This is a genomic window from Rhizobium leguminosarum (assembly GCF_010668065.1).
Classification (GTDB): Bacteria; Pseudomonadota; Alphaproteobacteria; order Rhizobiales; family Rhizobiaceae; genus Rhizobium; species Rhizobium leguminosarum_S.
The window spans coordinates 370,069-394,397 of sequence record NZ_WUEN01000002.1 but is presented as its reverse complement, the minus strand read 5'-3'; the positions used below and the strand labels follow the sequence as shown (position 1 = coordinate 394,397).

At 61.2% G+C, this 24,329-nt stretch carries 20 protein-coding genes; 14 read left to right on the top strand and 6 right to left on the bottom strand.

Going from position 1 to position 24,329, the window contains the following annotated elements:
• Positions 1-42 precede the first annotated feature (42 nt).
• From GR198_RS06390 to GR198_RS06350, 9 genes are all read left to right on the top strand, one after another.
• Positions 43-1,119, top strand: coding sequence for a BMP family ABC transporter substrate-binding protein (locus GR198_RS06390; protein WP_011651947.1), 1,077 nt, complete (start codon positions 43-45; stop codon positions 1,117-1,119).
• A gap of 146 nt (positions 1,120-1,265) precedes the next feature.
• A complete protein-coding gene (gene ytfQ / locus GR198_RS06385; RefSeq protein ID WP_029875209.1) occupies positions 1,266-2,228 on the top strand; it encodes a galactofuranose ABC transporter, galactofuranose-binding protein YtfQ in 963 nt (320 codons plus the stop codon).
• A 228-nt stretch (positions 2,229-2,456) separates the two neighbouring features.
• Positions 2,457-3,980: a galactofuranose ABC transporter, ATP-binding protein YtfR gene (gene ytfR, locus GR198_RS06380; protein ID WP_164067963.1), complete on the top strand. Its 1,524-nt coding sequence runs from the start codon at positions 2,457-2,459 to the stop codon at positions 3,978-3,980.
• Complete coding sequence (locus GR198_RS06375) at positions 3,977-4,990, top strand: ABC transporter permease (protein WP_164067961.1); 1,014 nt, start codon at positions 3,977-3,979, stop codon at positions 4,988-4,990. Before ytfR ends, GR198_RS06375 begins: the two co-directional genes overlap by 4 nt.
• Positions 4,987-5,955: a galactofuranose ABC transporter, permease protein YjfF gene (yjfF, locus tag GR198_RS06370; protein ID WP_011651949.1), complete on the top strand. Its 969-nt coding sequence runs from the start codon at positions 4,987-4,989 to the stop codon at positions 5,953-5,955. Before GR198_RS06375 ends, yjfF begins: the two co-directional genes overlap by 4 nt.
• Positions 5,956-5,971: 16 nt before the next feature.
• Positions 5,972-6,757, top strand: coding sequence for a FadR/GntR family transcriptional regulator (locus tag GR198_RS06365; RefSeq protein WP_029875206.1), 786 nt, complete (start codon positions 5,972-5,974; stop codon positions 6,755-6,757).
• Between the two features lie 108 nt (positions 6,758-6,865).
• Positions 6,866-8,227, top strand: a complete 1,362-nt coding sequence (gene glmU / locus GR198_RS06360; protein ID WP_029875205.1) for a bifunctional UDP-N-acetylglucosamine diphosphorylase/glucosamine-1-phosphate N-acetyltransferase GlmU — start codon at positions 6,866-6,868, stop codon at positions 8,225-8,227.
• Between the two features lie 108 nt (positions 8,228-8,335).
• The gene (gene glmS, locus GR198_RS06355; protein ID WP_029875204.1) at positions 8,336-10,162 is read left to right on the top strand and encodes a glutamine--fructose-6-phosphate transaminase (isomerizing); all 1,827 of its coding nucleotides are present in this window, start codon (positions 8,336-8,338) and stop codon (positions 10,160-10,162) included.
• A gap of 135 nt (positions 10,163-10,297) precedes the next feature.
• Positions 10,298-11,005 carry a DUF502 domain-containing protein gene (locus GR198_RS06350; RefSeq protein WP_029875203.1) on the top strand — a complete coding sequence of 236 codons (708 nt, stop codon included), beginning with the start codon at positions 10,298-10,300 and terminating at the stop codon, positions 11,003-11,005.
• Here the strand turns inward: GR198_RS06350 and recG are convergent.
• Positions 11,002-13,107, bottom strand: coding sequence for an ATP-dependent DNA helicase RecG (gene recG, locus GR198_RS06345; RefSeq protein WP_029875202.1), 2,106 nt, complete (start codon positions 13,105-13,107; stop codon positions 11,002-11,004). The two genes, GR198_RS06350 and recG, sit on opposite strands and share 4 nt — an antisense overlap.
• A 92-nt stretch (positions 13,108-13,199) precedes the next feature.
• On the opposite strand from recG, the gene GR198_RS06340 reads away from it, so the two are divergent.
• The 4 genes from GR198_RS06340 (at position 13,200) to GR198_RS06325 (ending at position 17,967) form a co-directional block, all read left to right on the top strand.
• On the top strand, positions 13,200-13,505 hold the full coding sequence (locus GR198_RS06340; protein ID WP_003539598.1) for an FAD assembly factor SdhE: 306 nt from the start codon (positions 13,200-13,202) through the stop codon (positions 13,503-13,505).
• Positions 13,502-17,002, top strand: a complete 3,501-nt coding sequence (gene mfd, locus GR198_RS06335) for a transcription-repair coupling factor (RefSeq protein WP_029875201.1) — start codon at positions 13,502-13,504, stop codon at positions 17,000-17,002. The genes GR198_RS06340 and mfd overlap by 4 nt, the downstream gene beginning before the upstream one ends.
• Positions 17,003-17,066: 64 nt before the next feature.
• Positions 17,067-17,534: an OsmC family protein gene (locus GR198_RS06330; protein ID WP_029875200.1), complete on the top strand. Its 468-nt coding sequence runs from the start codon at positions 17,067-17,069 to the stop codon at positions 17,532-17,534.
• Positions 17,535-17,682: 148 nt separating this feature from the next.
• Positions 17,683-17,967: a DUF6881 domain-containing protein gene (locus tag GR198_RS06325; RefSeq protein ID WP_029875199.1), complete on the top strand. Its 285-nt coding sequence runs from the start codon at positions 17,683-17,685 to the stop codon at positions 17,965-17,967.
• A gap of 119 nt (positions 17,968-18,086) precedes the next feature.
• On the opposite strand, the gene GR198_RS06320 is transcribed toward GR198_RS06325, so the two are convergent.
• Positions 18,087-18,758, bottom strand: coding sequence for a DsbA family oxidoreductase (locus GR198_RS06320; protein ID WP_029875198.1), 672 nt, complete (start codon positions 18,756-18,758; stop codon positions 18,087-18,089).
• Between the two features lie 66 nt (positions 18,759-18,824).
• The gene (locus GR198_RS06315; RefSeq protein ID WP_029875197.1) at positions 18,825-20,627 is read right to left on the bottom strand and encodes an extracellular solute-binding protein; all 1,803 of its coding nucleotides are present in this window, start codon (positions 20,625-20,627) and stop codon (positions 18,825-18,827) included.
• A 285-nt stretch (positions 20,628-20,912) separates the two neighbouring features.
• Between GR198_RS06315 and GR198_RS06310 the strand changes: the two genes are divergently transcribed.
• Positions 20,913-21,575 carry an invasion associated locus B family protein gene (locus GR198_RS06310; protein WP_029875196.1) on the top strand — a complete coding sequence of 221 codons (663 nt, stop codon included), beginning with the start codon at positions 20,913-20,915 and terminating at the stop codon, positions 21,573-21,575.
• A gap of 114 nt (positions 21,576-21,689) precedes the next feature.
• On the opposite strand, the gene hspQ is transcribed toward GR198_RS06310, so the two are convergent.
• The 3 genes from hspQ to GR198_RS06295 form a co-directional block, all read right to left on the bottom strand.
• Entirely contained in the window at positions 21,690-22,019 is a 330-nt protein-coding gene (gene hspQ, locus GR198_RS06305; RefSeq protein WP_003539613.1) for a heat shock protein HspQ, read from the bottom strand.
• A 259-nt stretch (positions 22,020-22,278) separates the two neighbouring features.
• The gene (gene glnA / locus GR198_RS06300; protein WP_029875195.1) at positions 22,279-23,688 is read right to left on the bottom strand and encodes a type I glutamate--ammonia ligase; all 1,410 of its coding nucleotides are present in this window, start codon (positions 23,686-23,688) and stop codon (positions 22,279-22,281) included.
• Positions 23,689-23,766: 78 nt separating this feature from the next.
• Positions 23,767-24,105, bottom strand: a complete 339-nt coding sequence (locus tag GR198_RS06295) for a P-II family nitrogen regulator (protein WP_003539626.1) — start codon at positions 24,103-24,105, stop codon at positions 23,767-23,769.
• Positions 24,106-24,329 lie beyond the last annotated feature (224 nt).

Here is a 24,329-nt window from a genome sequence, read left to right as displayed (position 1 = left end):
AAACAAGACGGGTTTCGAAACTTCCAACCAACAGGGATCAATATGAAAAAACTTGCACTTGCTCTCGCAGCGACAGCTGCCCTCGTCCTGAGCATCGGTTCGGCCGCCGAGGCGGCTGACAAGACCAAGGTCTGCTTCGTTTATGTCGGCACCCGCACCGACGGCGGCTGGACGCAGGCCCATGAGAACGGCCGCCTCCAGCTCGAGAAGGAATTCGGCGACAAGATCGAGACGCCCTACCTCGAAAGCGTCCCGGAAGGCCCGGATGCCGAACGCGCGATCGAGCGCATGGCCCGCTCCGGTTGCTCGCTGATTTTCACCACGTCCTTCGGCTTCATGGACCCGACTATTGCCGTCGCCAAGAAGTTCCCGAAAGTGAAGTTCGAGCATGCGACAGGCTTCAAGGCCGCCGACAATGTCGCGACCTACAATTCCCGCTTCTATGAAGGCCGCTACATCAGTGGCATTATCGCCGGCAAGCTCTCGAAAACCGGCACGGCCGGCTATATCGCCTCCTTCCCGATCCCCGAGGTGGTGATGGGCATCAATGCCTTCGAAACTGGCGCCAAGTCGGTCAATCCGAACTTCAAGATGAAGGTTATCTGGGTCAACACCTGGTTCGACCCGGGCAAGGAAGCCGATGCCGCCAAGGCGCTGATCGACCAGGGCGTCGATATCCTCACCCAGCACACGGACACGACCGCTCCAATGCAGGTCGCCGAGCAGCGCGGCGTCAAGGCCTTCGGCCAGGCTTCCGACATGATCAAGGCTGGTCCGAACGTCCAGTTGACCGCGATCATCGACACTTGGGGCAACTACTACGTCAAGCGCGTCAAGGCGCTTCTCGACGGCACCTGGAAGTCAGAGCAGAGCTGGGATGGCCTCAAGGACGGCATCCTGACGATGGCGCCCTATACCAACATGCCCGACGACGTGAAGAAACTCGCCGAGGAGACCGAAGCCAAGATCAAATCCGGCGAACTGCATCCCTTCACCGGCCCGATCAACAAGCAGGACGGCACGCCCTGGCTGAAGGCCGGCGAAAAGGCCGATGACGGTACGCTGCTCGGCATGAACTTCTATGTCGAAGGTGTGGACGACAAACTGCCGGGTAAATAATCCTGCAAGTTAATCTCGCGGATGCGAAGAGCGCCCTTCTGGGCGCTCTTTTTTTGCTGCAATGCATCCCAAGATTCCGATTTACAAAAGTAATACTATATGATTTTTTGACCTTGCGCCGCGAGATGCGGCATTGGGAGGAAATCATGAAATTGAAGACTGCACTTTTGAGTGCCACGATTCTGGCTGCCTGCATGTTCGGTTCGGCTTCGGCCGCCGGCCTCACTGTCGGCTTCTCGCAGATCGGTTCGGAATCGGGCTGGCGTGCGGCTGAAACGACCGTGACCAAGGAACAGGCCAAGAAGCGCGGCATCGATCTGAAGTTTGCCGATGCGCAGCAGAAGCAGGAAAACCAGATCAAGGCTCTGCGCTCCTTCATTGCTCAGGGCGTCGATGCCATTCTCATTGCTCCGGTCGTCGAAACCGGCTGGGACGACGTTCTCAAGGAAGCCAAGGAAGCCGAAATCCCGGTCATCCTTCTCGACCGTACCATCAAGGCTCCCGATGATCTCTACCTGACGGCGGTGACGTCGGACCTGGTCCATGAAGGCAAGGTCGCAGGCGACTTCCTGGTCAAGACCGTCGGCGACAAGAAGTGCAATGTCGTCGAGCTTCAGGGCACCACCGGTTCGTCGCCGGCCATCGCCCGCAAGAAGGGCTTCGAAGAGGCTCTTGCCGGCCACGACAACCTCAAGATCGTTCGCAGCCAGACCGGTGACTTCACCCGCACCAAGGGCAAGGAAGTCATGGAAAGCTTCCTAAAGGCCGAGAATGGCGGCAAGGACATCTGCGCTCTCTACGCCCATAACGACGACATGGCTGTCGGCGCCATCCAGGCGATCAAGGAAGCCGGCCTGAAGCCCGGCAAGGATATCCTCGTCGTCTCCATCGACGCCGTGCCGGACATCTTCAAGGCGATGTCCGAAGGCGAGGCCAATGCCACGGTCGAGCTGACGCCGAATATGGCAGGTCCGGCCTTCGATGCGCTCGAAGCCTATCTGAAGGACAAGAAGGCTCCGGCCAAGTGGATCCAGACCGAGTCCAAGCTCTACACGCCGGCCGACGAGCCGTTGAAGGTCTTCGAAGAGAAGAAGGGTCAGGGCTACTGATCTGATATGACACCGCTGCATAACTCCTTAAATCGGCATTCGATTTCGGGATAAATCATGCAGCAATTCAAAGCGCTACAGCGTCCTTATGCGTCTCGAAAAGACGAGGGGCGCTGTAGAACCGCACCGGCCCGTCATGGACCGGTGCGGAACTGCCTTTGCCGCCTTGGGACATCATGTCCGGCCCCGGCGCGGCTTTTGGCGTCAATATCAGGAAAACAGACCCTTATGATTCACGATTTCGAGAACGTTCTCGCGGCTTCCGGAATATCGAAATTCTTTCCGGGCGCAGTGGCTCTGGATAAGGTCGATTTCACGCTCCGCAGAGGCGAGGTGCACGCATTGCTGGGCGAAAACGGCGCCGGCAAGTCGACGCTGATCAAGTGCATCACCGGCGCCTATCATCGTGACGAGGGCAGCCTGACGCTGGACGGCCAGGAAATCAATCCGGCCAATACGCTCGCCGCCCAGAAGCTCGGCATCGGCACGGTCTACCAGGAGGTCAACCTGCTGGCCAATCTGAGCGTTGCCGAAAATCTCTTTCTCGGCCGCCAGCCGAGGCGCTTCGGCATGACCGACGTCCGTGCAATGAACCGCAAAGCGCGCGACCTGCTCTCCGGCTACGGCGTCGATATCGACGTCACCGCCGAACTCGGCCGTTTCTCCGTCGCCGTCCAGCAGGTGGTCGCCATCGCCCGTGCCGTCGATCTCTCCGGCAAGGTGCTGATCCTCGACGAGCCCACCGCAAGTCTCGACAATCAGGAAGTGGCGCTGCTCTTCCGCATCATCGAAGACCTGAAGAAGCGAGGCCTTGGCATCGTCTTCATCACCCATTTTCTCGAGCAGGTCTATGCGATCAGCGACCGTATCACCGTGCTGCGCAACGGCAAGCTCGTCGGCACCCGCGACGCCGCCGATCTGCCGCGCCAGGGCCTGATCGCCATGATGCTCGGCCGCGAACTGGCCCATGTCGAGGAGACGGTCAGGGAACGCAGCCTCGCGGCCGGCGACGTCCTATACCGTTTTTCAGGCTACGGCAAACGCGGCAAGGTCAAGCCTTTCGATCTCGATGTGCGCGCCGGAGAGGTGGTCGGCATCGCCGGGCTGCTCGGTTCCGGACGCACCGAAACCGCCGAACTGCTCTTCGGCATCGAGCATGCCGACAGCGGCAGCGCCACGATCGACGGCCAGCCGGCGACGATTTCGAGCCCGCGCGCGGCGATCGCAAAGGGCTTCGGCTTCTGCCCCGAGGACCGCAAGACCGATGGCATCATCGGCGACCTGTCGATCCGCGAGAACATCGCACTTGCGCTGCAGGCCCGCCGCGGTTGGACGCGGCCGCTGTCGCGCGCCGAGCAGAATGCGCTTGCCGACCGCTACATCAAGGCGCTCGATATTCGCACCACCGATCGCGAGAAGCCAATCCGGCTACTCTCCGGCGGCAATCAGCAGAAGGCGATCCTCGCCCGCTGGCTGGCGACCAATCCGAAGTTTCTGATCCTCGATGAGCCGACCCGCGGCATCGATGTCGGTGCCCATGCCGAGATCATCCGGCTCATCGAAGAACTCTGCGCCGGCGGCATGTCGCTGATCGTGATTTCCTCGGAACTTGAAGAGCTTGTCGCCTATAGTTCACGTGTCATCGTACTGCGCGACAGGCAGCATATCGCCGAACTGACAGGCGAGCGTATCACCGCTGCCGGCATCGTCGAAGCCATTGCCGCCGCCGAACACAAGATGGAGGATGCATGAGGTCCTCCCTGAAAGCGCTGGCATATCGCCTGGCGCCGCAATTGATTGCGCTCGTTGTCATTCTTTTGTTGAATTTCATCACGTCGCCGCAGTTTTTTAATGTCGTGGTTCAGAATGACCGGCTCTATGGCAGCCTGATCGACGTGCTGAACCGCGGCGCGCCGGTAGCGCTGCTGGCGATCGGCATGACGCTGGTCATCGCCACCAAGGGCATCGACTTGTCCGTCGGCGCGGTCATCGCGATCTGCGGCGCCGTGGCCGCATCGTCGATTGTTTCAGGAAATTCAGTTACCTACACCATTATCTTAACGCTTGCTGTTGGGCTTGCCTGCGGCGTCTGGAACGGGTTCCTGGTGGCAGTCCTCAATATCCAGCCGATCATCGCCACGCTGGTGCTGATGGTGGCCGGCCGCGGCATCGCCCAGTTGATCACCGAAGGCGCCATCCTGACCTTCAACGATGACGGGCTGACCTTCTTCGGCAGCGGTTCGCTGGCTCTCCTGCCGATGCCTGTCGTCATCTGGTTTCTCGTCGGCCTGCTCGTCATCCTGCTCGTCCGCCGCACGGCGCTCGGCATGCTGATCGAGGCCGTCGGCATCAATCGCCGCGCCAGCACGCTCTCCGGCATTCAAACGCCGGTGCTGCTGATGGCGGTCTATATGCTGAGCGGACTCTGCGCCTCGATCGCGGGCATCATCGTCGCAGCCGACATCAAGGGCGCCGATGCAAACAATGCCGGCCTATGGCTGGAGCTCGACGCAATCCTTGCCGTCGTCGTCGGCGGCAATTCGCTGCTCGGCGGCCGCTTCAGCATTCTCGGATCGCTGATCGGCGCAATGATCATCCAGGCGGTGAATACCGGCATCCTGTCCGCCGGCTTCCCGCCTGAATTCAACCTGATCATCAAGGCCGTCATCATTATCGTCATCCTCGTCATCCAGTCGCCGGCGGTACAATCGCTCGCCATCTTCGCCAGCCGCCGGCAGGGCGGTAGGGAGCAGCCGAAATGAACTCCAAATACCTGCCGCTGCTTGCGACCATCGTTATCTTCGTGCTCGCCTATGCCGGCTGCGCGCTGCAATATCCGAACATTCTGTCGACGCGCGTCATAGGCAATTTGTTGACCGACAACGCCTTTCTCGGCATCGCCGCCGTCGGCATGACCTTCGTCATCATTTCGGGCGGCATCGATCTGTCGATCGGCTCGGTCATCGCCTTTACCGGCGTTTTCCTCGCGGTGATCCTGCAGAACACCTCGATCCATCCGCTGCTCGCTTTCGCGCTGGTGCTCGTCATCACCACTGCCTTTGGCGGTATCATGGGCGCGATCATCCACTATCTCGAAATGCCGGCCTTCATCGTCACACTTGCCGGCATGTTCCTGGCACGCGGCATGGCCTTCGTGCTCTCGATCGACAGCATCCCGATCAACCACGAATATTATTCGACGCTGACGAGCCTCTATTATCGTCTGCCCGGTGGCGGGCGGCTGACGCTGATCGGCGGCATCATGCTTCTGGTCTTTGCCGTCGGCATCTTCATCGCCCAGCGCACCCGCTTCGGCACCAATGTCTATGCGCTTGGCGGCGGTACGCAGACGGCGCGGCTGATGGGCGTGCCGGTTGGCCGCACGACAATCCAGATCTATGCACTGTCAGGCTTTCTGGCGGGTCTATCCGGGATCGTTTTTTCGCTGTACACCTCTGCCGGATATTCTCTTGCAGCGGTCGGCGTCGAACTCGATGCCATCGCAGCGGTCGTCATCGGAGGGACGCTGCTGACCGGAGGAGCGGGATTCGTGGCGGGAACCTTGATCGGTATCCTGATCCAGGGGCTCATTCAGACCTACATCACCTTCGACGGCACGCTGTCGAGCTGGTGGACCAAGATCCTGATTGGCCTTCTGCTGTTTGCATTCATCCTGATGCAGAAAGCCATCCTGTTCGTTTCCAGTCTGAACAAGAGGTACGCCTGAGGGGGAGACGGATCGCTTGCGCTACAAATTGGACGAGACACGCAAAACGGGGCGCAGAACGCGGACCAGCCACGCTCAGGTCGTCGACGAACTCGGCAAGGCGATCGTCGCCGGCACCTATCCCGTTGGCTCGATCCTGCCAGGCGATACGGAACTGGCGCAGCGTTTCAAAGTGTCCCGCACCGTGTTGCGCGAGACGATGAAGACGCTTGCCGCCAAAGGCATGGTCGTCGCCAAGGCCCGGGTCGGCACGCGTGTGACCGAGAAGAATCTCTGGAACATGTTCGACAGCGAGATTATCGCCTGGCACTTCGACAACGGCGTGACGGAAGAATTCCTGCTGCAGCTCTACGATATTCGTCTCGCCTTCGAACCCTTCGCCGCCGGTCTCGTCGCTGAACGGGCGAATGCCGAGGAGATCGAGACGCTGCGCGAGCTGGCGCTCGAGATGGCAGCGGCGGGTCATACGGCCGACAGCCTGGCACTCGCCGACCTTCATTTTCATTTGGCGATCGCCGAAGCCTCGCACAATCCCTTCATGCGGACACTGGGCAGCCTCATCGAAGCGGCTCTCGTCGGAATGTTCCGCATGAGCACGCCGCCAACCGAAAACGGCTTCGCCAATATCGCCGACACCCATATGCGCATCGTCGATGCGATCGTGTCCGGCGATAACGCCGCCGCGCGCCGTGCGATGGAGGACGTCATCCTGGACGGTCGCATTCATGTGCACGAAGCCTTCGCGGCCCGCGGTTCCGAGGCCATCATAGGATCGATTTCGGCCGCAATTTCACCTTTGTGAAGGCTTTGCATATCGACAGCGATTTATCCTTAAATCGATTCCGATTTAGGGATTTTTGCAGTATGAGGCGATAAAGCCGCCTCATGGCGCGGATTCGCGGAGCAAATCATGGAACGCACTTGTCTTGCCGTCATCCTTGCCGCCGGTGACAGCACGCGGATGAAATCCTCGAAATCGAAGGTGCTGCATCCGGTCGCCGGACGGCCGATGATCGCCCATGTGGTCGAGGCGGTCGCCTCCGCCGGCATCTCGTCCGTCGCCCTTGTGGTCGGCCGTGATGCCGAGGACGTGGCAAAGGCGGCAAGCATTGCCGGCGTCGGTATCGAATCCTATCTGCAGAAGGAACGCCTCGGCACCGGCCACGCGGTGCTGGCGGCACGCGAAGCGATCGCCCAGGGCTATGACGATATCCTCGTCACCTATGGCGATGTGCCGCTCCAGACCGACGGACCGCTCAAGGCCGCCCGCCAGGGCCTTACCGATGGCAGCGATGTCGTCGTCATCGGCTTCCACACCGACCGCCCGACCGGCTACGGCCGCCTGCTCGTCAAGGACGGCGAACTCATCGCCATTCGCGAGGAAAAGGATGCGACCGATGCCGAGCGCACCGTCACCTGGTGCAACAGCGGGCTGATGGCGATCAACGGCAGAAAGGCGCTCGATCTTCTCTCGCGCATCGGCAACGCTAATGCCAAGGGTGAATTCTATCTGACCGATCTCGTCGAGATCGCCCGTTCGCTCGGCGGACGCGTCACCGCCGTCGATGCTCCTGAGATCGAGATGACCGGCTGCAACACCCGTGCCGAACTCGCCGTCATCGAGCGTTTCTGGCAGGAGCGCCGCCGCCACCAGATGATGCTTTCAGGCGTCACCATGATCGCACCGGAAACGGTCTTTCTCGCCTATGATACCGTCATCGGCCAGGACGCGCTGATCGAGCCGAACGTCGTCTTCGGTCCCGGCGCGGTGATCGACAGCGGCGCCGTCATCCATGCCTTCTCGCATATCGAAGGCGCGCATGTCAGCCAGGGCGCGACCGTCGGACCCTTTGCGCGGCTGCGGCCCGGTGCGGATCTCGGTACCGGTTCGAAGGTTGGCAATTTCTGCGAGGTCAAGAACGGCCGGCTCGGCGAGGGCGCCAAGGTCAACCACCTCACCTATATCGGTGATGCCGTCATCGGCGCTGGCAGCAATATCGGCGCCGGCACGATCACCTGCAACTATGACGGCGTCAACAAGAGCGAGACGGTAATCGGCGAAAACGCCTTCATCGGTTCCAATTCCTCGCTGGTCGCGCCGGTGACCATCGGCGACGGCGCCTATATCGCCTCCGGCAGCGTCATCACCGCCAACGTGCCGGCCGATGCACTGGCGCTCGGCCGCGCCCGGCAGGAGATCAAGCCTGGCCGCGCGACGCTGCTGCGTGAGCGTGCGCTCGCCATCAAGGCGGCGAAGAAGGCGAAAGCCTGACCGGCCTTGCGTAACCGGCGGAAATTGAAAGTGACCGCCGAGGTGATTGAGAAATAAGCAGGAATCGGTAGGACTGGCCTCATTGTTGAGGCCTAGTGAGGATACTATATGTGCGGCATTGTGGGGATCGTCGGAACTGCGCCTGTTGCCGGGCGCCTGGTCGATGCGCTGAAGCGTCTCGAATATCGCGGTTACGATTCCGCCGGCGTCGCCACCATTCATGACGGCGTGATGGATCGCCGCCGCGCCGAGGGCAAGCTGTTCAATCTGGAAAAGCGCCTCGACAGCGAACCGCTGCCCGGCACCGTCGGCATCGCCCACACACGCTGGGCGACCCACGGCGTTCCGAACGAGACCAATGCCCATCCGCATTTCGTCGAAGGCGTCGCCGTCGTCCATAACGGCATCATCGAGAATTTCTCCGAGCTTCGCGACGAACTGACCGAGGAGGGGTCGGTCTTCGAAACCCAGACCGACACCGAAGTCGTTGCCCATCTGATGGCGAAATACCTGCGCGAAGGCCTGGAGCCGCGCGCCGCCATGCTGAAGATGCTGAACCGGGTAACCGGCGCCTATGCGCTGGCCATCATGCTCAAAGCCGATCCCGGCACGATCATGGCCGCCCGTTCCGGACCGCCGCTTGCCGTCGGCTACGGCCGCGGCGAGATGTTCCTCGGCTCGGACGCGATCGCGCTCTCGCCCTTCACCAACGAGATCACCTATCTCGTCGACGGCGATTGCGCCATCCTCACCCGCGACAGTGTCGCGGTGCTCGATTTCTCCGGCAAGCCGGTCAAACGCGCCCGGCAGATCTCGCAGGCGACCGCCTATGTCGTCGACAAAGGCAACCACCGCCACTTCATGGAAAAGGAAATCTACGAGCAGCCGGAGGTGATCTCTCACGCGCTCAGCCACTATGTCGATTTCGCCGAGAACACGATCGGCGCCAACGCGGCCGCGATCGACTTCAAGGCAGCGACCGGCCTGGCGATCTCGGCCTGCGGCACCGCCTATCTCGCCGGCCTCGTCGGCAAATACTGGTTCGAGCGTTATGCCCGCCTGCCGGTCGAGATCGACGTTGCCTCCGAATTCCGCTACCGCGAAATGCCGCTGTCGCCGTCACAGGCGGCACTCTTCATCTCCCAGTCCGGCGAGACCGCCGATACGCTGGCATGCTTGCGTTATTGCCGCGACAACGGGTTGAAAATCGGCGCCGTCGTCAATGTCCGCGAATCGACGATCGCGCGCGAATCCGACGCCGTCTTCCCGATCATGGCCGGCCCCGAAATCGGCGTCGCCTCGACCAAGGCCTTCACCTGCCAGCTCGCCGTGCTGGCAGCGCTGGCGATCGGTGCCGGCAAGGCGCGTGGCACGGTGAGTGCTGACGAGGAGAGGGCGCTGGTGCGCCATCTCGCCGAAATGCCGCGCATCATGAGCCGGGTGCTGAACCTTATCCAGCCGCAGATGGAAAGCCTGTCGCGCGAGCTGTCGAAGTGCAAGGACGTGCTCTATCTCGGCCGCGGCACCAGCTTCCCGCTTGCCATGGAAGGCGCGCTGAAGCTCAAGGAAATTTCCTATATCCACGCCGAAGGTTACGCCGCCGGCGAATTGAAGCACGGACCGATCGCGCTGATCGACGAAAACATGCCTGTCATCGTCATCGCCCCCTACGACCGCTTCTTCGAAAAAACCGTCTCGAACATGCAGGAGGTCGCGGCCCGCGGCGGCCGCATCATCTTCATCACCGACGAGGCCGGTGCAGCCGCTTCGAAACTGCCGACCATGGCGACGATCACCCTGCCTGTGGTCGATGAAATCATCGCGCCGATGATCTTTTCGCTGCCGATCCAGCTGCTCGCCTATCACACCGCCGTCTTCATGGGCACCGATGTCGATCAGCCGCGCAACCTGGCGAAATCCGTGACCGTGGAATAAGCCTGTAACGCCGCGACCGTCGCGCCGAAACATATTGTGCGACGCCCCGAATTCTGGCAATTTTGGTCTGCGGACAAGGGGGAAGGGCCGGCGTACCGGCCTGTCCACGACTGAGATGGAGATCATCAGGAAACGATGACCGACAACACCCCCAGAATGCCGGTCGCGACGCGGCTGAGGAACAATTTTCTCGCAGGGCTGATCATCTGCGCGCCGATCGCGATCACCATCTGGCTGACCTGGACCTTCATCCATTGGTCGGACAGTTGGGTCCGGCCCTATATTCCAGCGCGCTGGAATCCGGAAAGCTATCTCAATTTCGCCATTCCCGGTTTCGGCCTGCTGATTGCCATCGTGCTGATCACCGTCGTCGGCTTTCTCGGCAAGAACCTCATCGGCCAGAGCATCGTCCGTTTCGGCGAATCGATCGTTCAGCGCATGCCGCTGGTGCGCACGATCTACAGAAGCGTGAAACAGATTTTCGAAACCGTGCTGAAGGAACAGGCGAACTCCTTCAAGAAGGTCGGCCTCATCGAATATCCGGGTCCCGGCCTCTGGGCACTGATCTTCATCGCCACCGACGCCAAGGGCGAAATCGCTTCGAAGTTCAATGCCATGGGCCAGGACATGGTCGCCGTCTTCCTGCCGCCGACGCCGGTGCCGACGGCCGGCTTCCTCATCTTCGTACCGCGCGAGAAGATCGTCATGCTCGATATGTCGCCGGAAGACGCCGCCAAGTTCCTGATTTCAGGCGGGCTCGTGGCGCCAGAACACAAGCCGGCTGATCCGAAGCAGAAGCATTTGCCGCGGCCGAAGCCGGTCGCGGTTTCCAAGGCTGATTAACCCGCTCTAAGAAAACGGATCGCCTCGTCGCGGCGGAAGAGATAGAGCAGGGTGCGAATCGCCGCTCCCCTTTCGCTGGTCAGCTCCGGATCCCGCTCGATGAGGTAAGCGGCATCCTTGCGGGCAATCTCCAACAGGTCGGCATGCGCCTCGAGGCTGGCGATGCGGAAGCCCGGCGTGCCGGATTGCCTTGTGCCGAGCAATTCGCCTTCACCGCGCAGCTTCAGGTCCTCCTCGGCAATGCGGAAGCCATCCTCCGTCTCCCGCATGATCGAAAGCCTGGCATGGCCGGTCTCGCCGAGCGGCCCCTTGTAGAGCAGGATGCATGTCGAGGCTTCGTCTCCGCGCCCGACGCGGCCGCGCAGCTGATGCAGTTGCGCCAAGCCGAAGCGTTCGGCATGTTCGATCACCATGATCGTCGCATCCGGCACGTCGACACCGACCTCGACGACGGTCGTGGCGACGAGCAGCCGGGTCTCGCCGTTCTTGAACGCCATCATCGCCGCGTCCTTCTCCGGCCCGCTCATGCGACCGTGGATGAGGCCGATACCGGGGCCAAGTGCTGAGACCAGCGTTGCATGCCGTTCCTCGGCCGACATCAGGTCGAGCTCTTCGGACTCCTCGACCAGCGGGCAGATCCAGTAGGCCTTCTTGCCCTCGGTGATTGCGCTTTGCAGCCGCCCGACGATTTCGCCGGTCCGTTCCATCGGCACGGTGATCGTCTGGATCGGCTTGCGGCCGGCCGGTTTCTCGGTGAGCTTGGAGACGTCCATATCGCCGAAGGCGGCGAGCACCAGCGTGCGCGGGATCGGCGTCGCCGTCATGACAAGCATATGCGGCGAGAGGCCCTTGGCGGTCAGCCGCAGGCGCTGATGCACGCCGAAACGGTGCTGCTCGTCGACGACGGCAAGCATCAGATTGGCGTAGGCGACGCTGTCCTGGAACAGCGCATGCGTGCCGATGATGATCTGGGCGGCGCCCGAGGCGATTCGCTCCAGGATTTCCTCCCGTTCGCGTCCCTTGGTGCGCCCGGTCAGCACCTCGATGCCGAGCCCGGCGGAGACGGCGAATTTCGAGATCGTTGCATGGTGCTGCCGCGCCAGGATTTCGGTCGGCGCCATCAGCACGGCCTGGCCGCCGCTCTCGATCACCGCCGCCATCGCCATCAGCGCCACCAGCGTCTTGCCGGAACCGACATCGCCCTGCAGCAGCCGCAGCATGCGCTCGTTGCCGGCCATATCCTTCAAAACCTCGGCGATTGCCTCGTTCTGGCTGCCGGTAAGCGAGAAGGGCAAGGTTTTCAGGATCTTGCTGCTGATGGCGCCGGTCGCAGTGACCGGCTGGCCGGCCACCTTGCGCAGCCTCTGCCGCACTAGGCTCAGCGACAGCTGGCCGGCGAGGAATTCGTCATAGGCAAGCCGCCGCCGGGCAGGGGCCTGCGGGTCGATATCCCCAGGATCGCGCGGCTCGTGCAGCATGTGGAAACTGTCGCGGATCGACGGCAGGCCTTGCTTCTCCGTCAGCGCCAGATCGATCCATTCCGGCAGCTCGGGAAAACGCGGCAGGCCGGCGTCGATGATCTTGCGCAGCGTCTTCGGCGAAAGTCCCGCCGTCAGCGGATAGATCGGCTCGACCAGCGGCAGGCTCTCCGCCTCGTCGGCCCTGACGATATAGTCGGGATGCACCATCGAGGCGCGGCCGTTGAACCAGTCGATCTTGCCGCTGACCGTCACTTCCGCGTCAACAGGCAGCTGCTTTTCCAGCCACGCCGCCTGTCCGCGGAAGAAGACGAGCGTCAGCTCGCCGGTCTCGTCATGCAGGAAGACGCGGTAGGGGATATTGCTTTTGCCGCCCGGCGGCACCTGGTGGCGGTCAACGCGCGCCGTGATCGTCACGATCGCGCCCTGCGGCGCACGGGCGATACCCGGCTGGTTGCGCCGGTCGATCAGCGAGAAGGGCGCGTGGAAGAGCAGGTCGATGACCCGGGAATCCTCCAGCGTCTCGCGCCCGAGCAGCTTGACCAGCAGGTCGGCGATCTTCGGGCCGACGCCTGGAAGGCCCGAAATGGGAGAAAACAGAGGATCGAGAATGGCGGGGCGCATGCGGCCAAAATGCGATGAACAATGCGGCCTTGGCAAGGCTGACAAGCCGCTTTCCAGGGTCTATAGAGGCGCATCAACAGGAAGGTAATGCCATGACAGGTGTCACGCTCACGAGTGCCGGTCTCGACCCGCGCCGCCGCCGGATCCTTTTCCGCTGCTGGCATCGCGGGCTGCGCGAAATGGATCTGGTCTTCGGCCAGTTCGCCGAGGCCGAGATCGCGATGCTGTCGGAAGCCGAGCTCGACGAGTTCGAGACGATCATGGCCGAAGAGGACAATGATCTCGTCCGCTGGGTCATGGGAACATGGCCGGTGCCCGAGCGTTTCCAGACACCGATGTTTGCCCGCATCGCCGCCTACAAGCCCGATTTTGACAAGCCCCTCAGGACGCCGGAATGATCCCTGGTTTCGATGCGAAGAAGCTTGCTGCCGTTGCCGAGCCGCTGACGATCGGCAATGTGCCGGCAGGTCTTGAAACGCTGCTGCTCGCCGAGCTCGCCCGAACGGGAGAGCCGGTCGCCTATGTCATGTCCGACGGCCACCGCATGGCCGATCTCGAACAGATGCTGAGCTTCGTCGCCCCCGACATTCCGGTTCTCACCCTGCCGGCCTGGGACTGTCTGCCCTATGACCGCGTCTCGCCGAGCGCCGACACCTCGGCCCGCCGGCTGGCTGCGCTCGGTGGCCTCATCGCCCATCGCAAGAAGCCGCATGCGGCAATCGTGCTCGTCACCGCCAATGCCATGCTGCAGAAGGTGGCGCCGCAGGATGTCATCGAAAGCCTGAGCTTTTCGGCCCGTCCCGGCAACCAGCTGCGCATGGACGATCTCGCCGGCCGCCTGGAGCGCAATGGCTTCGAGCGGGTCGCCACCGTTCGCGAAGTCGGCGAATATGCGGTGCGCGGCGGCATTCTCGATGTCTTCGTGCCGGGTTCCGAAGAGCCGGTCCGCCTCGATTTCTTCGGCGACACGCTGGAGAGCATCCGCTCCTTCGATCCGGCCAGCCAGCGCACGATCGGGCAGGTGCGTTCCCTCGATCTCAATCCGATGAGCGAGGTGACGCTGACGCCCGATACGATCAGCCGTTTCCGCAAGAATTACCTCTCCGCTTTCGGCGCGACCACACGCGACGACGCGCTCTATCTTGCCGTCTCCGAAGGCCGCCGTTACCCCGGCATGGAGCACTGGCTGCCGCTCTTCTACGAGAAGCTCGATACCGTCTTCGATTATTTGAGCGGCTTCCGGATCGTCATCGACCATACGGTGCGTGAAGCAGCCGAAGAGCGCTCCAAGCTCGTTTTCGATTATTACGACGCCCGCCTGAACTCCGGCCAGCCGTCCAAGGGGATGACGCAGGGCACGCCTTACAAGCCGGTGACGCCGGGCCAGCTCTATCTCGACAGCAAGCTTTTCGTCAAAACCCTCGATGCGCTCGGCGCGATCCGCATCAGCCCCTTCAACGAGCATGAGGGCGAGGCGCGGCGGGTCTTCAATGTCGACGCCCGCCAGGGCCAGCGCTGGGCCCGCTCGAACGCCGAAGGCGGCGGCGATGCCGAACGCATCAACATCTTCGACGTCGTCGTCAAGCATATCGCCGACCGCCGCGCCGCCGGCGCGAAAGTGCTCGTCACCGCCTGGACCGAAGGCTCGCTGGAACGCCTGCTGCAGGTGCTGAACGAGCACGGCCTCGAAAAGGTCAAGCCGATCGAGGCGCTGAAGGATGTCGGCTCGCTGGCGAGAGGCGAGGCGGCCGCTGCCGTGCTCAGCCTCGAAGCCGGCTTCGAGGCCGGCGATCTCGTCGTCATCGGCGAGCAGGATATCCTCGGCGACCGTATGGTGCGCCGCTCCAAGCGCCGCAAGCGCGCCGCCGATTTCATTTCGGAGGTCGCGGGCCTCGACGAGGGCTCGATCGTCGTCCACGCCGAACACGGCATCGGCCGCTTCATCGGGCTGAGGACCATCGAGGCCGCAGGCGCGCCGCATGCCTGCCTCGAACTGCAATATGCCGACGAGGCCAAGCTCTTCCTGCCGGTCGAAAACATCGATCTTCTCTCGCGCTACGGCGGCGAGGGCACCGAAGCCCAGCTCGACAAGCTCGGTGGCGGCGCCTGGCAGATGCGCAAGGCCAAGCTCAAGAAGCGCCTGCTCGACATGGCCGATGCGCTGATCCGCATCGCCGCCGAGCGCCTGACGCGCCACGCGCCGATGCTGACGACGCCGGAAGGCCTTTACGACGAATTCGCTGCCCGCTTCCCCTATGACGAGACCGAGGACCAGGAAAACGCCATCGAAGCCGTGCGCTCCGATCTCGGTGCCGGCCGGCCGATGGATCGCCTCGTCTGTGGCGACGTCGGCTTCGGCAAGACCGAAGTGGCGCTGCGCGCTGCCTTCGTCGCGGCGATGAACGGCGCCCAGGTCGCCGTCGTCGTGCCGACGACACTGCTTTCCCGCCAGCATTTCAAGACCTTCTCCGACCGTTTCCGTGGTCTGCCGGTGCGCATCCAGCAGGCCTCGCGCCTCGTCGGCGCCAAGGAACTGGCGCTGACCAAGAAGGAAGTGGCGGAAGGCAAGACCGATATCGTCGTCGGCACCCATGCGCTGCTCGGCGCCGGCATCAAATTCGCCAATCTCGGTCTGCTCGTCATCGACGAGGAACAGCATTTCGGCGTCAAGCACAAGGAGAGGCTGAAGGAGCTGAAAAGCGACGTGCACGTGCTGACGCTGTCGGCAACGCCGATCCCGCGCACCCTGCAGCTCGCCATGACCGGTGTGCGCGAATTGTCGCTGATCACCACCCCGCCGGTCGACCGCATGGCGGTGCGCACCTTCATTTCGCCTTTTGACAGCCTGGTCATCCGCGAGACGCTGATGCGCGAGCATTATCGCGGCGGCCAAAGCTTCTATGTCTGCCCAAGGCTTGCCGATCTCGAGGACGTGCATGCCTTCCTGCAGTCGGATTTGCCGGAGCTGAAGGTCGCCGTCGCCCATGGCCAGATGCCGGCCGGCGAACTCGAAGACATCATGAACGCTTTCTACGAAGGCCGTTACGACGTGCTGTTGTCGACCACCATCGTCGAATCCGGCCTCGACGTACCCACCGCCAATACGCTGATCGTCCACCGCGCCGACATGTTCGGCCTTGCCCAGCTCTATCAGCTGCGCGGCCGCGTCGGCCGCTCGAAGGTGCGCGCTTTCGCGCTCTTCACCCTGCCGGTCAACAAGGTGCTGACGGCAACCGCAGAGCGTCGCCTCAAGGTGTTGCAGTCGCTGGATACGCTCGGCGCCGGCTTCCAGCTGGCGAGCCACGACCTCGATATCCGCGGCGCCGGAAACCTGCTCGGCGAGGAGCAGTCCGGCCACATCAAGGAGGTCGGCTTCGAACTCTACCAGCAGATGCTGGAAGAGGCGGTCGCAGAGGTGAAGGGGGTCGACGAGATCCACGACACCGGCTGGTCGCCGCAGATCTCCGTCGGCACGACGGTGATGATCCCGGAAACTTACGTTCCCGACCTGCATCTGCGCATGGCGCTCTACCGCCGCCTTGGCGAAATCACCGAACTCAAGGAGATCGACGGCTTCGGCGCCGAGATGATCGACCGCTTCGGCCCGATGCCGATCGAAGTTCAGCACCTGCTGAAGATCGTCTACATCAAGTCGCTCTGCCGCACCGCCAATGTCGAAAAGCTCGATGCCGGCCCGAAGGGCGTCGTCGTGCAGTTCCGCAACAAGGAATTCCCCAATCCGGCCAACCTCGTCGGTTATATCGGCAAGCAGGGCACGATGGCGAAGATCCGTCCCGACCACAGCCTGTTCTTGACCCGCGACCTGCCGACGCCGGAAAAACGCCTGCAGGGCGCTGCCGTCATCATGACGCAGCTGGCCGAATTCGCGAAATAGAGCAATTCCAGCAAAAGTTTGCCGCGGTTTTGCGTCCGGAATTGTGTGGAAAAAGGAGACAAGGATGGCAACATACGGCGCAACGATTGCCTGGCAGCGCAACGGCGAGACCTTCACCGACAACCGCTACAGCCGCGTCCACCGCTGGACCTTCGACGGCGGCATCGAGGTGAGGGCCTCCTCTTCCGCGCACGTCGTTCCGCTGCCCTATTCCGCCGAGGATGCCGTCGATCCGGAAGAGGCTTTCGTCGCCTCGCTCTCCAGCTGCCACATGCTCTGGTTCCTGTCGATCGCCGCCAAACAGCGCTTTTGCGTCGACAGCTACACCGATGCCGCCGAGGGCATCATGGAGAAGAATGCCGAAGGCCGCCTTGCCATGACCGTCGTGACCCTCCGTCCGCATGTCGTCTTCAGCGGCGAAAAGCAGCCCTCGCTAAGCGAGTTGGAAAGCCTGCACCATCGCGCCCACGACGAATGTTTCATCGCCAATTCGGTGAAGACTGAGGTGCGCTGCGTTCTGGTTCTGGGCTGAGGCTGGGCCGCTTGCCAAACGGAAGCCCCGCCGTTTCGCTCTACCAGTCATTCTTTGAAAATAGATTGTACAGCTGGCAGCCGGTTCCCACTGAAATCCCGCTCGATCTGGCCAGCAGGACTATGTGCAGCGGAAAGGTGCCTCGACAATGAAATATATCAAAGTGAAATGGTTGCACTCGTCGCCGGACACACCCGTGCTGCTCTACAGCGAATTGGACTCTGATATGTGGGAGGTCCGAAAGGTTGAGGCCTACGCTGATGGCAGGAAGGACTTTGCAGACCGCAATGAGATGTCGGGCAGCACTAGGCTGGGCATCGAACCTTTCCCTTCCTTGGAGATCATCGCGGCTGACCCGGAGTTCAAACCAGAGGTGATATCGAGAGAAGAGTTCGATGTGGTCTGGCAACACGCAAAAGGGACGCCAAGATAAAGGAGTGCCTCCTCCCTGTGGGGTAAGACGTTGTCTGCACATCGTTTTCTATGGAGACAAGCGGCACCTTTGCTAAGAGTTTACTGCACCATTTGGACTCACAAAATCCACCCGATGTCCTAATTGAGGCCCGACCGCGCCTCGGCTTTCGCCTTGGCGATATCGCGCAACGCATTGGCGAGAACGTCGGGCGTCTGCGCGCCGCTGACGGCATATTGCTGGTCGAAGATGAAGAAGGGCACGCCGTTGACGCCCATCTCCTGGGCCGCCTTGATTTCGGCGACGATCAGATCGCGGTCGGCATCGGAGGCAAGCAGCGAGGCGATGACCGAGCGGTCTAGGCCTGATTTTTCGGCGATATCGAGCAGCACCGCATGGTCGCCGACATTGTGGCCTTCCTCGAAATTCGCCTTGAACAGCGCGGCAACGACCTTGTCCTGCTTCTCGCGGCCTTCGATCATCGCCCAGTGGACCAACCGATGTGCGTCGAGCGTGTTCGGGCCGATCTTGATCGCCTCGAAATTGAAGGAGACGCCGACCTCGCGGCCGTAATCGGTGAGCATCTTGTGCGCCTGGGCCACACGCTCCTCGCCGCCGAGCTTTTCCGCCAGCGCCTTCTTCTGGTCGACGCCTTCCTTGGGATAGTCGGGATTGAGCTGGTACGGCCGCCAGTTGATGTCGACGCCGATTTGGTCCTGCACCTCGGCGATGGCGAGTTCCAGCCGCGCCTTGCCGAGATAGCACCAGGGGCAGACGACATCCGAGACGACGTCGATGGTGATACGCTCCATGATGATTTTCCTTGTTCTCATGCGTCTCCAAGGGAGACATTCAAGCCGGGGCGGTTCGGCTGCTTCTTATTGGGCGCTCGTATCCCACCATAGCGGCAGCTGATAGCCATAGAGCGGCACCGCGTCGGGATGGCCGATGCGCTTGCTGCGCGCCACCCATTGCTGGCCCATATGATAGAGCGGCAGCACGTAATGGCTGGACAGCAGCAGCCGGTCGTAGGAGCGCACGGCCGCGGTGAAATCCTCTGCCGAGCGCGCCCGGAGCAGATGATCGATCAACGTATCGAGATCGGGGTCGGCAGCGCCCGCGAAACTGTCGCTGCCCTCGCGGGTTTTCGCGGCCGAAGACCAGCGGCCGAGCTGTTCGTTTCCAGGCGATAGCGAGGACGTGTAGGACTTCATGATCATGTCGTAGTCGAAGCTGTTCGTCCGGCTCTGGTATTGCGAATCGTCGACCGTGCGGATCGAAACGGCGATGCCGATCGTCTGCAGCGAACGCTGATAGGCGACGGCGAGCTTCTCCTGGTCGGCATTCTGCGTCATGATCTCGAAGGCGAGCTGGCGGCCGGAGGCATTGAGCATCTTGCCGCCCTGGATCGTATAGCCGCCCTGTTTCAACTGCTCGACGGCCTGTTTCAGCACATTGCGGTCGCGGCCGGAACCGTCGGTGATCGGCAGCTTGTAGGTGCCGTCGAGAATCTCCGGCGCGATCTTGTCCTTGATCGGCCCGAGCAGGGCAAGCTCGGCTGCGTTGGCGGGAACGCCGAAACTCGACAGCTCGGAATTCTGCCAGAAGCTCTGCGTGCGTTTATAGGCGCCCGAATAAAGGTTCTTGTTCGCCCATTCGAAGTCGAACACCAGCGACAAGCCTTCGCGCACCTTGGGATCGGCAAAGATCGGCCGGCGCGTGTTGAACACGAATCCGAGCATGCCGCTCGGCAGTTTCGGTGTGAACACGTCCTTGAGCACAGCCCCCGAAGTGACGGCGGGGAAATTATAGGCATTGGCCCAATGACCGGGATTGCCGTCAGGGTAGATGTCGACATCGCCCTTCTTGAAGGCCTCGAACAGCGTCGTGTCCTGCAGGAAATACTGGACAGTGATCTGGTCGTAATTGTCGGTGCCGACCTTGGCGGGAATGTCCTTGCCCCAGTAATTCGGATCGCGCTCATAGGTGATGCTCTCACCGGGCTTCACCGTTTTCACCTTGTAGGGACCGGAGCCGACCGGGGGCGTCAGCGAGGAACGGTCGAAGGTTGCCGGATCGATCGCATGTTTCGGCAGCACCGGGAACAGGCCGAAGATCAGCGGCGTCTCGCGGTCGGCCTTGTCGTTGAAGGTGAAGCGCACGCTGCGCTCGCCGACCTTCTCCATCTTGGCGACGACGTTGAGGCGGTTGGCGAAGGGCACGCGGCCCTTGTCGCGCATCAACTCGAAGGTGAACATCACATCCTCGGGCGTCACCGGCTGGCCATCCGCCCATTTCGCCTTCGGATTGAGGTTGAACTGGATGAAGCTCCTGTTGTCGTCCCATTCGACCGTTTCGGCCAGCAGGCCGTAGAGTGTGAACGGTTCATCCCTGGAGCGCTGCATCAGCGATTCGTAGACGAGATTGCCATAATCCGGATCCCACATGCCGCGCGCCGTCGTGCGCATGCTCTTCAGGATGAACGGGTTGAGGTTGTCGAAGGTGCCGACCACGCCATAGGTGATCTTGCCGCCCTTTTTCACGTCGGGATTGACGTAAGGGAAGTGTTTGTAGTCCGGCGGCAAAGCCGGCTCGCCGTGCATCGCGATGCCGTGCAGCGGCTCGGCAGCGACAGTGCCGCACAGCAGCGAGAGGACGAGAGGGACGACAATCCGGAGCATTCGGCAATCCTTGATCCGTGAAAACGGGGCATGATTCACCGCGGAGATTATCATGGGGTCGACCGATTCCAACACGGAGCGGCGATTTCTTTGGCATCGCGACGAAATGCACCTCAAATTGCCAAAGTAATGCTGGATATCTTGAACGCTGCGATGTAACAGGTGAACCCGAAGTTTCGGGGTCATGCATTTGCCTTATTTTTTTAAGAGGTGGAGTGCCGAACGACCCGATGGTTGGGGCGGCAAACCGCTGCTCCGAACGGATATCAGGAGACGGAATTCGTTATGATGTTCAAGTCTGAAAAGAAAATGCGGGCAGCGCTGTCCGTTCTGGCAGTGGTGTTCGGCGCTTCGGCTCCGGTCTCCGCCTTCGCACAGGATGCGGCGGCACAGGCTCCGGCCGATGCCCCGGCACAGGCCGCAGGGGCGCCGAAGCTCGGCTGGTACAAGACCTGCAGCAAGCAGGAAGACAACGACATCTGTGTTGTCCAGAACCTGATCCTCGCCAATGGCGGCCAGCTTGTCACGGCCGTCGGCCTGATCTCGGTTTCCGGCAAGATCAACCGCAAGCTCCTGCAAGTCTCGGTTCCCACGGCACGCCTGGTTCCTCCCGGCGTCATCATGCAGATCGACGGCGGCAAGGGCCAGAAGCTCGACTACGCCGTCTGCCTGCCGGACAAGTGCACCGCCGAAATTCCGCTGACCGACGCGATGATCGCCAGCCTCAAGAAGGGCAGCGACGTGATCTTCACTTCGATCAACTTCCGCCGCGCCCCGAACCCGATCAAGATTTCGCTTGAAGGCTTCACCGGTGCTTATGACGGCGAACCGGTTTCCGAATCCAAGCTCGCTGAAAGCCAGCGCAGCCTGCAGGACAGCATGCAGAAGAAGGCCGAAGAAGCCCGCAAGAAGCTGGAAGACGCCCAGAAGGCAGCCAAGGCGCAGTAATCCTGCCACTTTCTTTGAAACAGAAACCCGGCTTCGCGCCGGGTTTTTTGTTGCGCAAAGAAAAGGCCTCGCCGGGAGAAGCGAGGCCTTGATTCAACGATCGGCAAGAGTGAGTTAGTGGGCGAAGCTCATCTTGGGTTTGAACTGCCCTGACGGGGCCTGATCGAAAATCTGGTAGATCTGTGGGTTGCGAAGCGGCGTGCCGCTTTCGTCGTTCATCAGGTTTTGCTCGGAGACATAAGCGACATATTCGCTTTCGTCATTCTCGGCGAGCAGGTGATAGAAGGGCTGGTCCCTGCTCGGGCGCACCTCGGCGGGAATGGAATTCCACCATTCCTCCGTATTCGCGAACTCCGGATCAACGTCGAAGATGACGCCGCGAAACGGAAAAACCTTGTGCCGAACCACTTCGCCGATACTGAACTTTGCTACTCTTTCTTTCATGGTACGACTTCCTTTCATCACCAAATTTGGTGATTGGTGTCGCGCAAATCAAGATTTTTGCGCGAGTTCGTCACATGAACGTCATATCCTCCTTCTGCATAATTCCTTAAATCGGAATCGATTTAAGGACCAAATTATGCAGCACCCCAAGTTCTACAGCGTCCTTTGCGCGTCTGAAAGACGTACGGCGCTGTAGTGGCGTCCATGACCTGGGAGGTGAAAGCCCCGGCGAGCCGGGACTTTCTGTGTTCAGGCCCGATCAGGCCGAATAGTACATGTCGTATTCGACCGGATGCGGCGTCATTTCAAAACGCATCACCTCAGCCATCTTCAGCTCGATGAAGGCATCGATCTGGTCGTCGTCGAAGACGCCGCCGGCCGTCAGGAACTTGCGGTCCTTGTCGAGGCTTTCGAGCGCTTCGCGCAACGAGCCGCAGACGGTCGGGATCTTCTTCAATTCCTTCGGCGGCAGGTCGTAGAGATCCTTGTCCATGGCCTTACCGGGATGGATCTTGTTCTTGATGCCGTCGAGGCCGGCCATCAGCATGGCGGCAAAGGCGAGATAAGGATTGGCGGTCGGATCCGGGAAGCGGACTTCGACGCGCTTGGCCTTCGGGTTGGAGCCGAACGGAATGCGGCAGGAAGCCGAGCGGTTGCGGGCCGAATAGGCCAGCAGCACAGGGGCTTCGTAACCCGGGACGAGCCGCTTGTAGGAGTTCGTCGACGGGTTGGTGAAGGCGTTGATCGCCTTGGCATGCTTGATGATTCCGCCGATATAGAACAGGCAGCTCTCGGAAAGGCCGGCATATTCGTCGCCGGCAAAGGTCGGCTTGCCGCCCTTCCAGATCGACTGGTGCACATGCATGCCCGAACCGTTGTCGCCGAAGATCGGCTTCGGCATGAAGGTCGCCGTCTTGCCGTAAGCGTTGGCCACCTGGTGCACGACATATTTGTAGATCTGCATCTTGTCGGCGTTGCGCACCAGCGTATCGAACTTGATTCCGAGTTCGTGCTGGGCGGCAGCGACTTCATGGTGATGCTTTTCGACGACGACGCCCATTTCGGAGAGCACCGTCAGCATTTCCGAACGCATGTCCTGGGCGCTGTCGACGGGGGGAACCGGGAAATAGCCGCCCTTGACGCGCGGGCGATGGCCGAGGTTGCCGGTCTCGTAATCGGTATCGTCGTTCGACGGCAGTTCGGTCGAATCGAGCTTAAAGCCGGTATTGTAGGGATCGGCCTTGTACTTGACGTCGTCGAAGACGAAGAATTCGGCTTCCGGGCCGACGAAGATCGTATCGCCGATGCCGGATGCCTTGAGGTAGGCTTCGGCCTTCTTGGCGGTGCCGCGCGGATCGCGGTTATAGGCCTCGCCGGAGACCGGATCGAGGATGTCGCAGACGATAACCATGGTCGACTGAGCGAAGAACGGGTCCATATGCACCGTTTCGGTATCGGGCATCAGCACCATGTCGGACTCATTGATGGCCTTCCAGCCGCCGATCGAGGAGCCGTCGAACATCACGCCGTCAGCGAACATGTCTTCGTCGACGCAGACAACGTCCATCGTCACATGCTGCAGCTTGCCCTTCGGGTCGGTGAAACGCAGATCGACGAACTTTACGTCGTTCTCCTTGATCTGCTTCAGAATTTCGCTTGCGGTCGCCATTAATGAGTTTCCTCCGATTTGCGATGACGGTGTAGGTCGGCGGTGACGGTAACGGACTTTGCGCGATTGGCAAAGTGGTCAGATGGCATCGATGCCGGTCTCGCCGGTACGGATGCGGATAACCTCTTCGACGTTGGAGACGAAGATCTTCCCGTCGCCGATGCGGCCGGTCTGCGCCGCCTTACGAATCGCATCGATAACGGCCTCCGCGTTCTCGTCGGCCAATACGACCTCGACTTTGACCTTCGGCAGGAAATCGACGACGTATTCGGCTCCGCGGTAGAGTTCCGTGTGGCCCTTCTGACGGCCGAAACCCTTGGCTTCCGTGACCGTGATACCCTGCAGGCCGACTTCCTGAAGGGCTTCCTTCACTTCATCCAGCTTGAAAGGCTTAATGATCGCTTCGATCTTTTTCATGAGAAAATGTCTCTCCGCTTCTCTTGTTATGGCAGGAATTTTCCCGCTCGCCGGATATGATGCAGATATCGTGCCAGTTTGAAATCCATCTTGTCGAAAAAAGACGTCGATTCTGCCAAAACAGGCGCGTTTGCGGGGAATTCTATGTGGTTTTGGTGGTGGAACAGGTGGAAAAACATTGTCTCCGATCAAAATCACATCCGAAATGGAAAAAGCCCTGTATT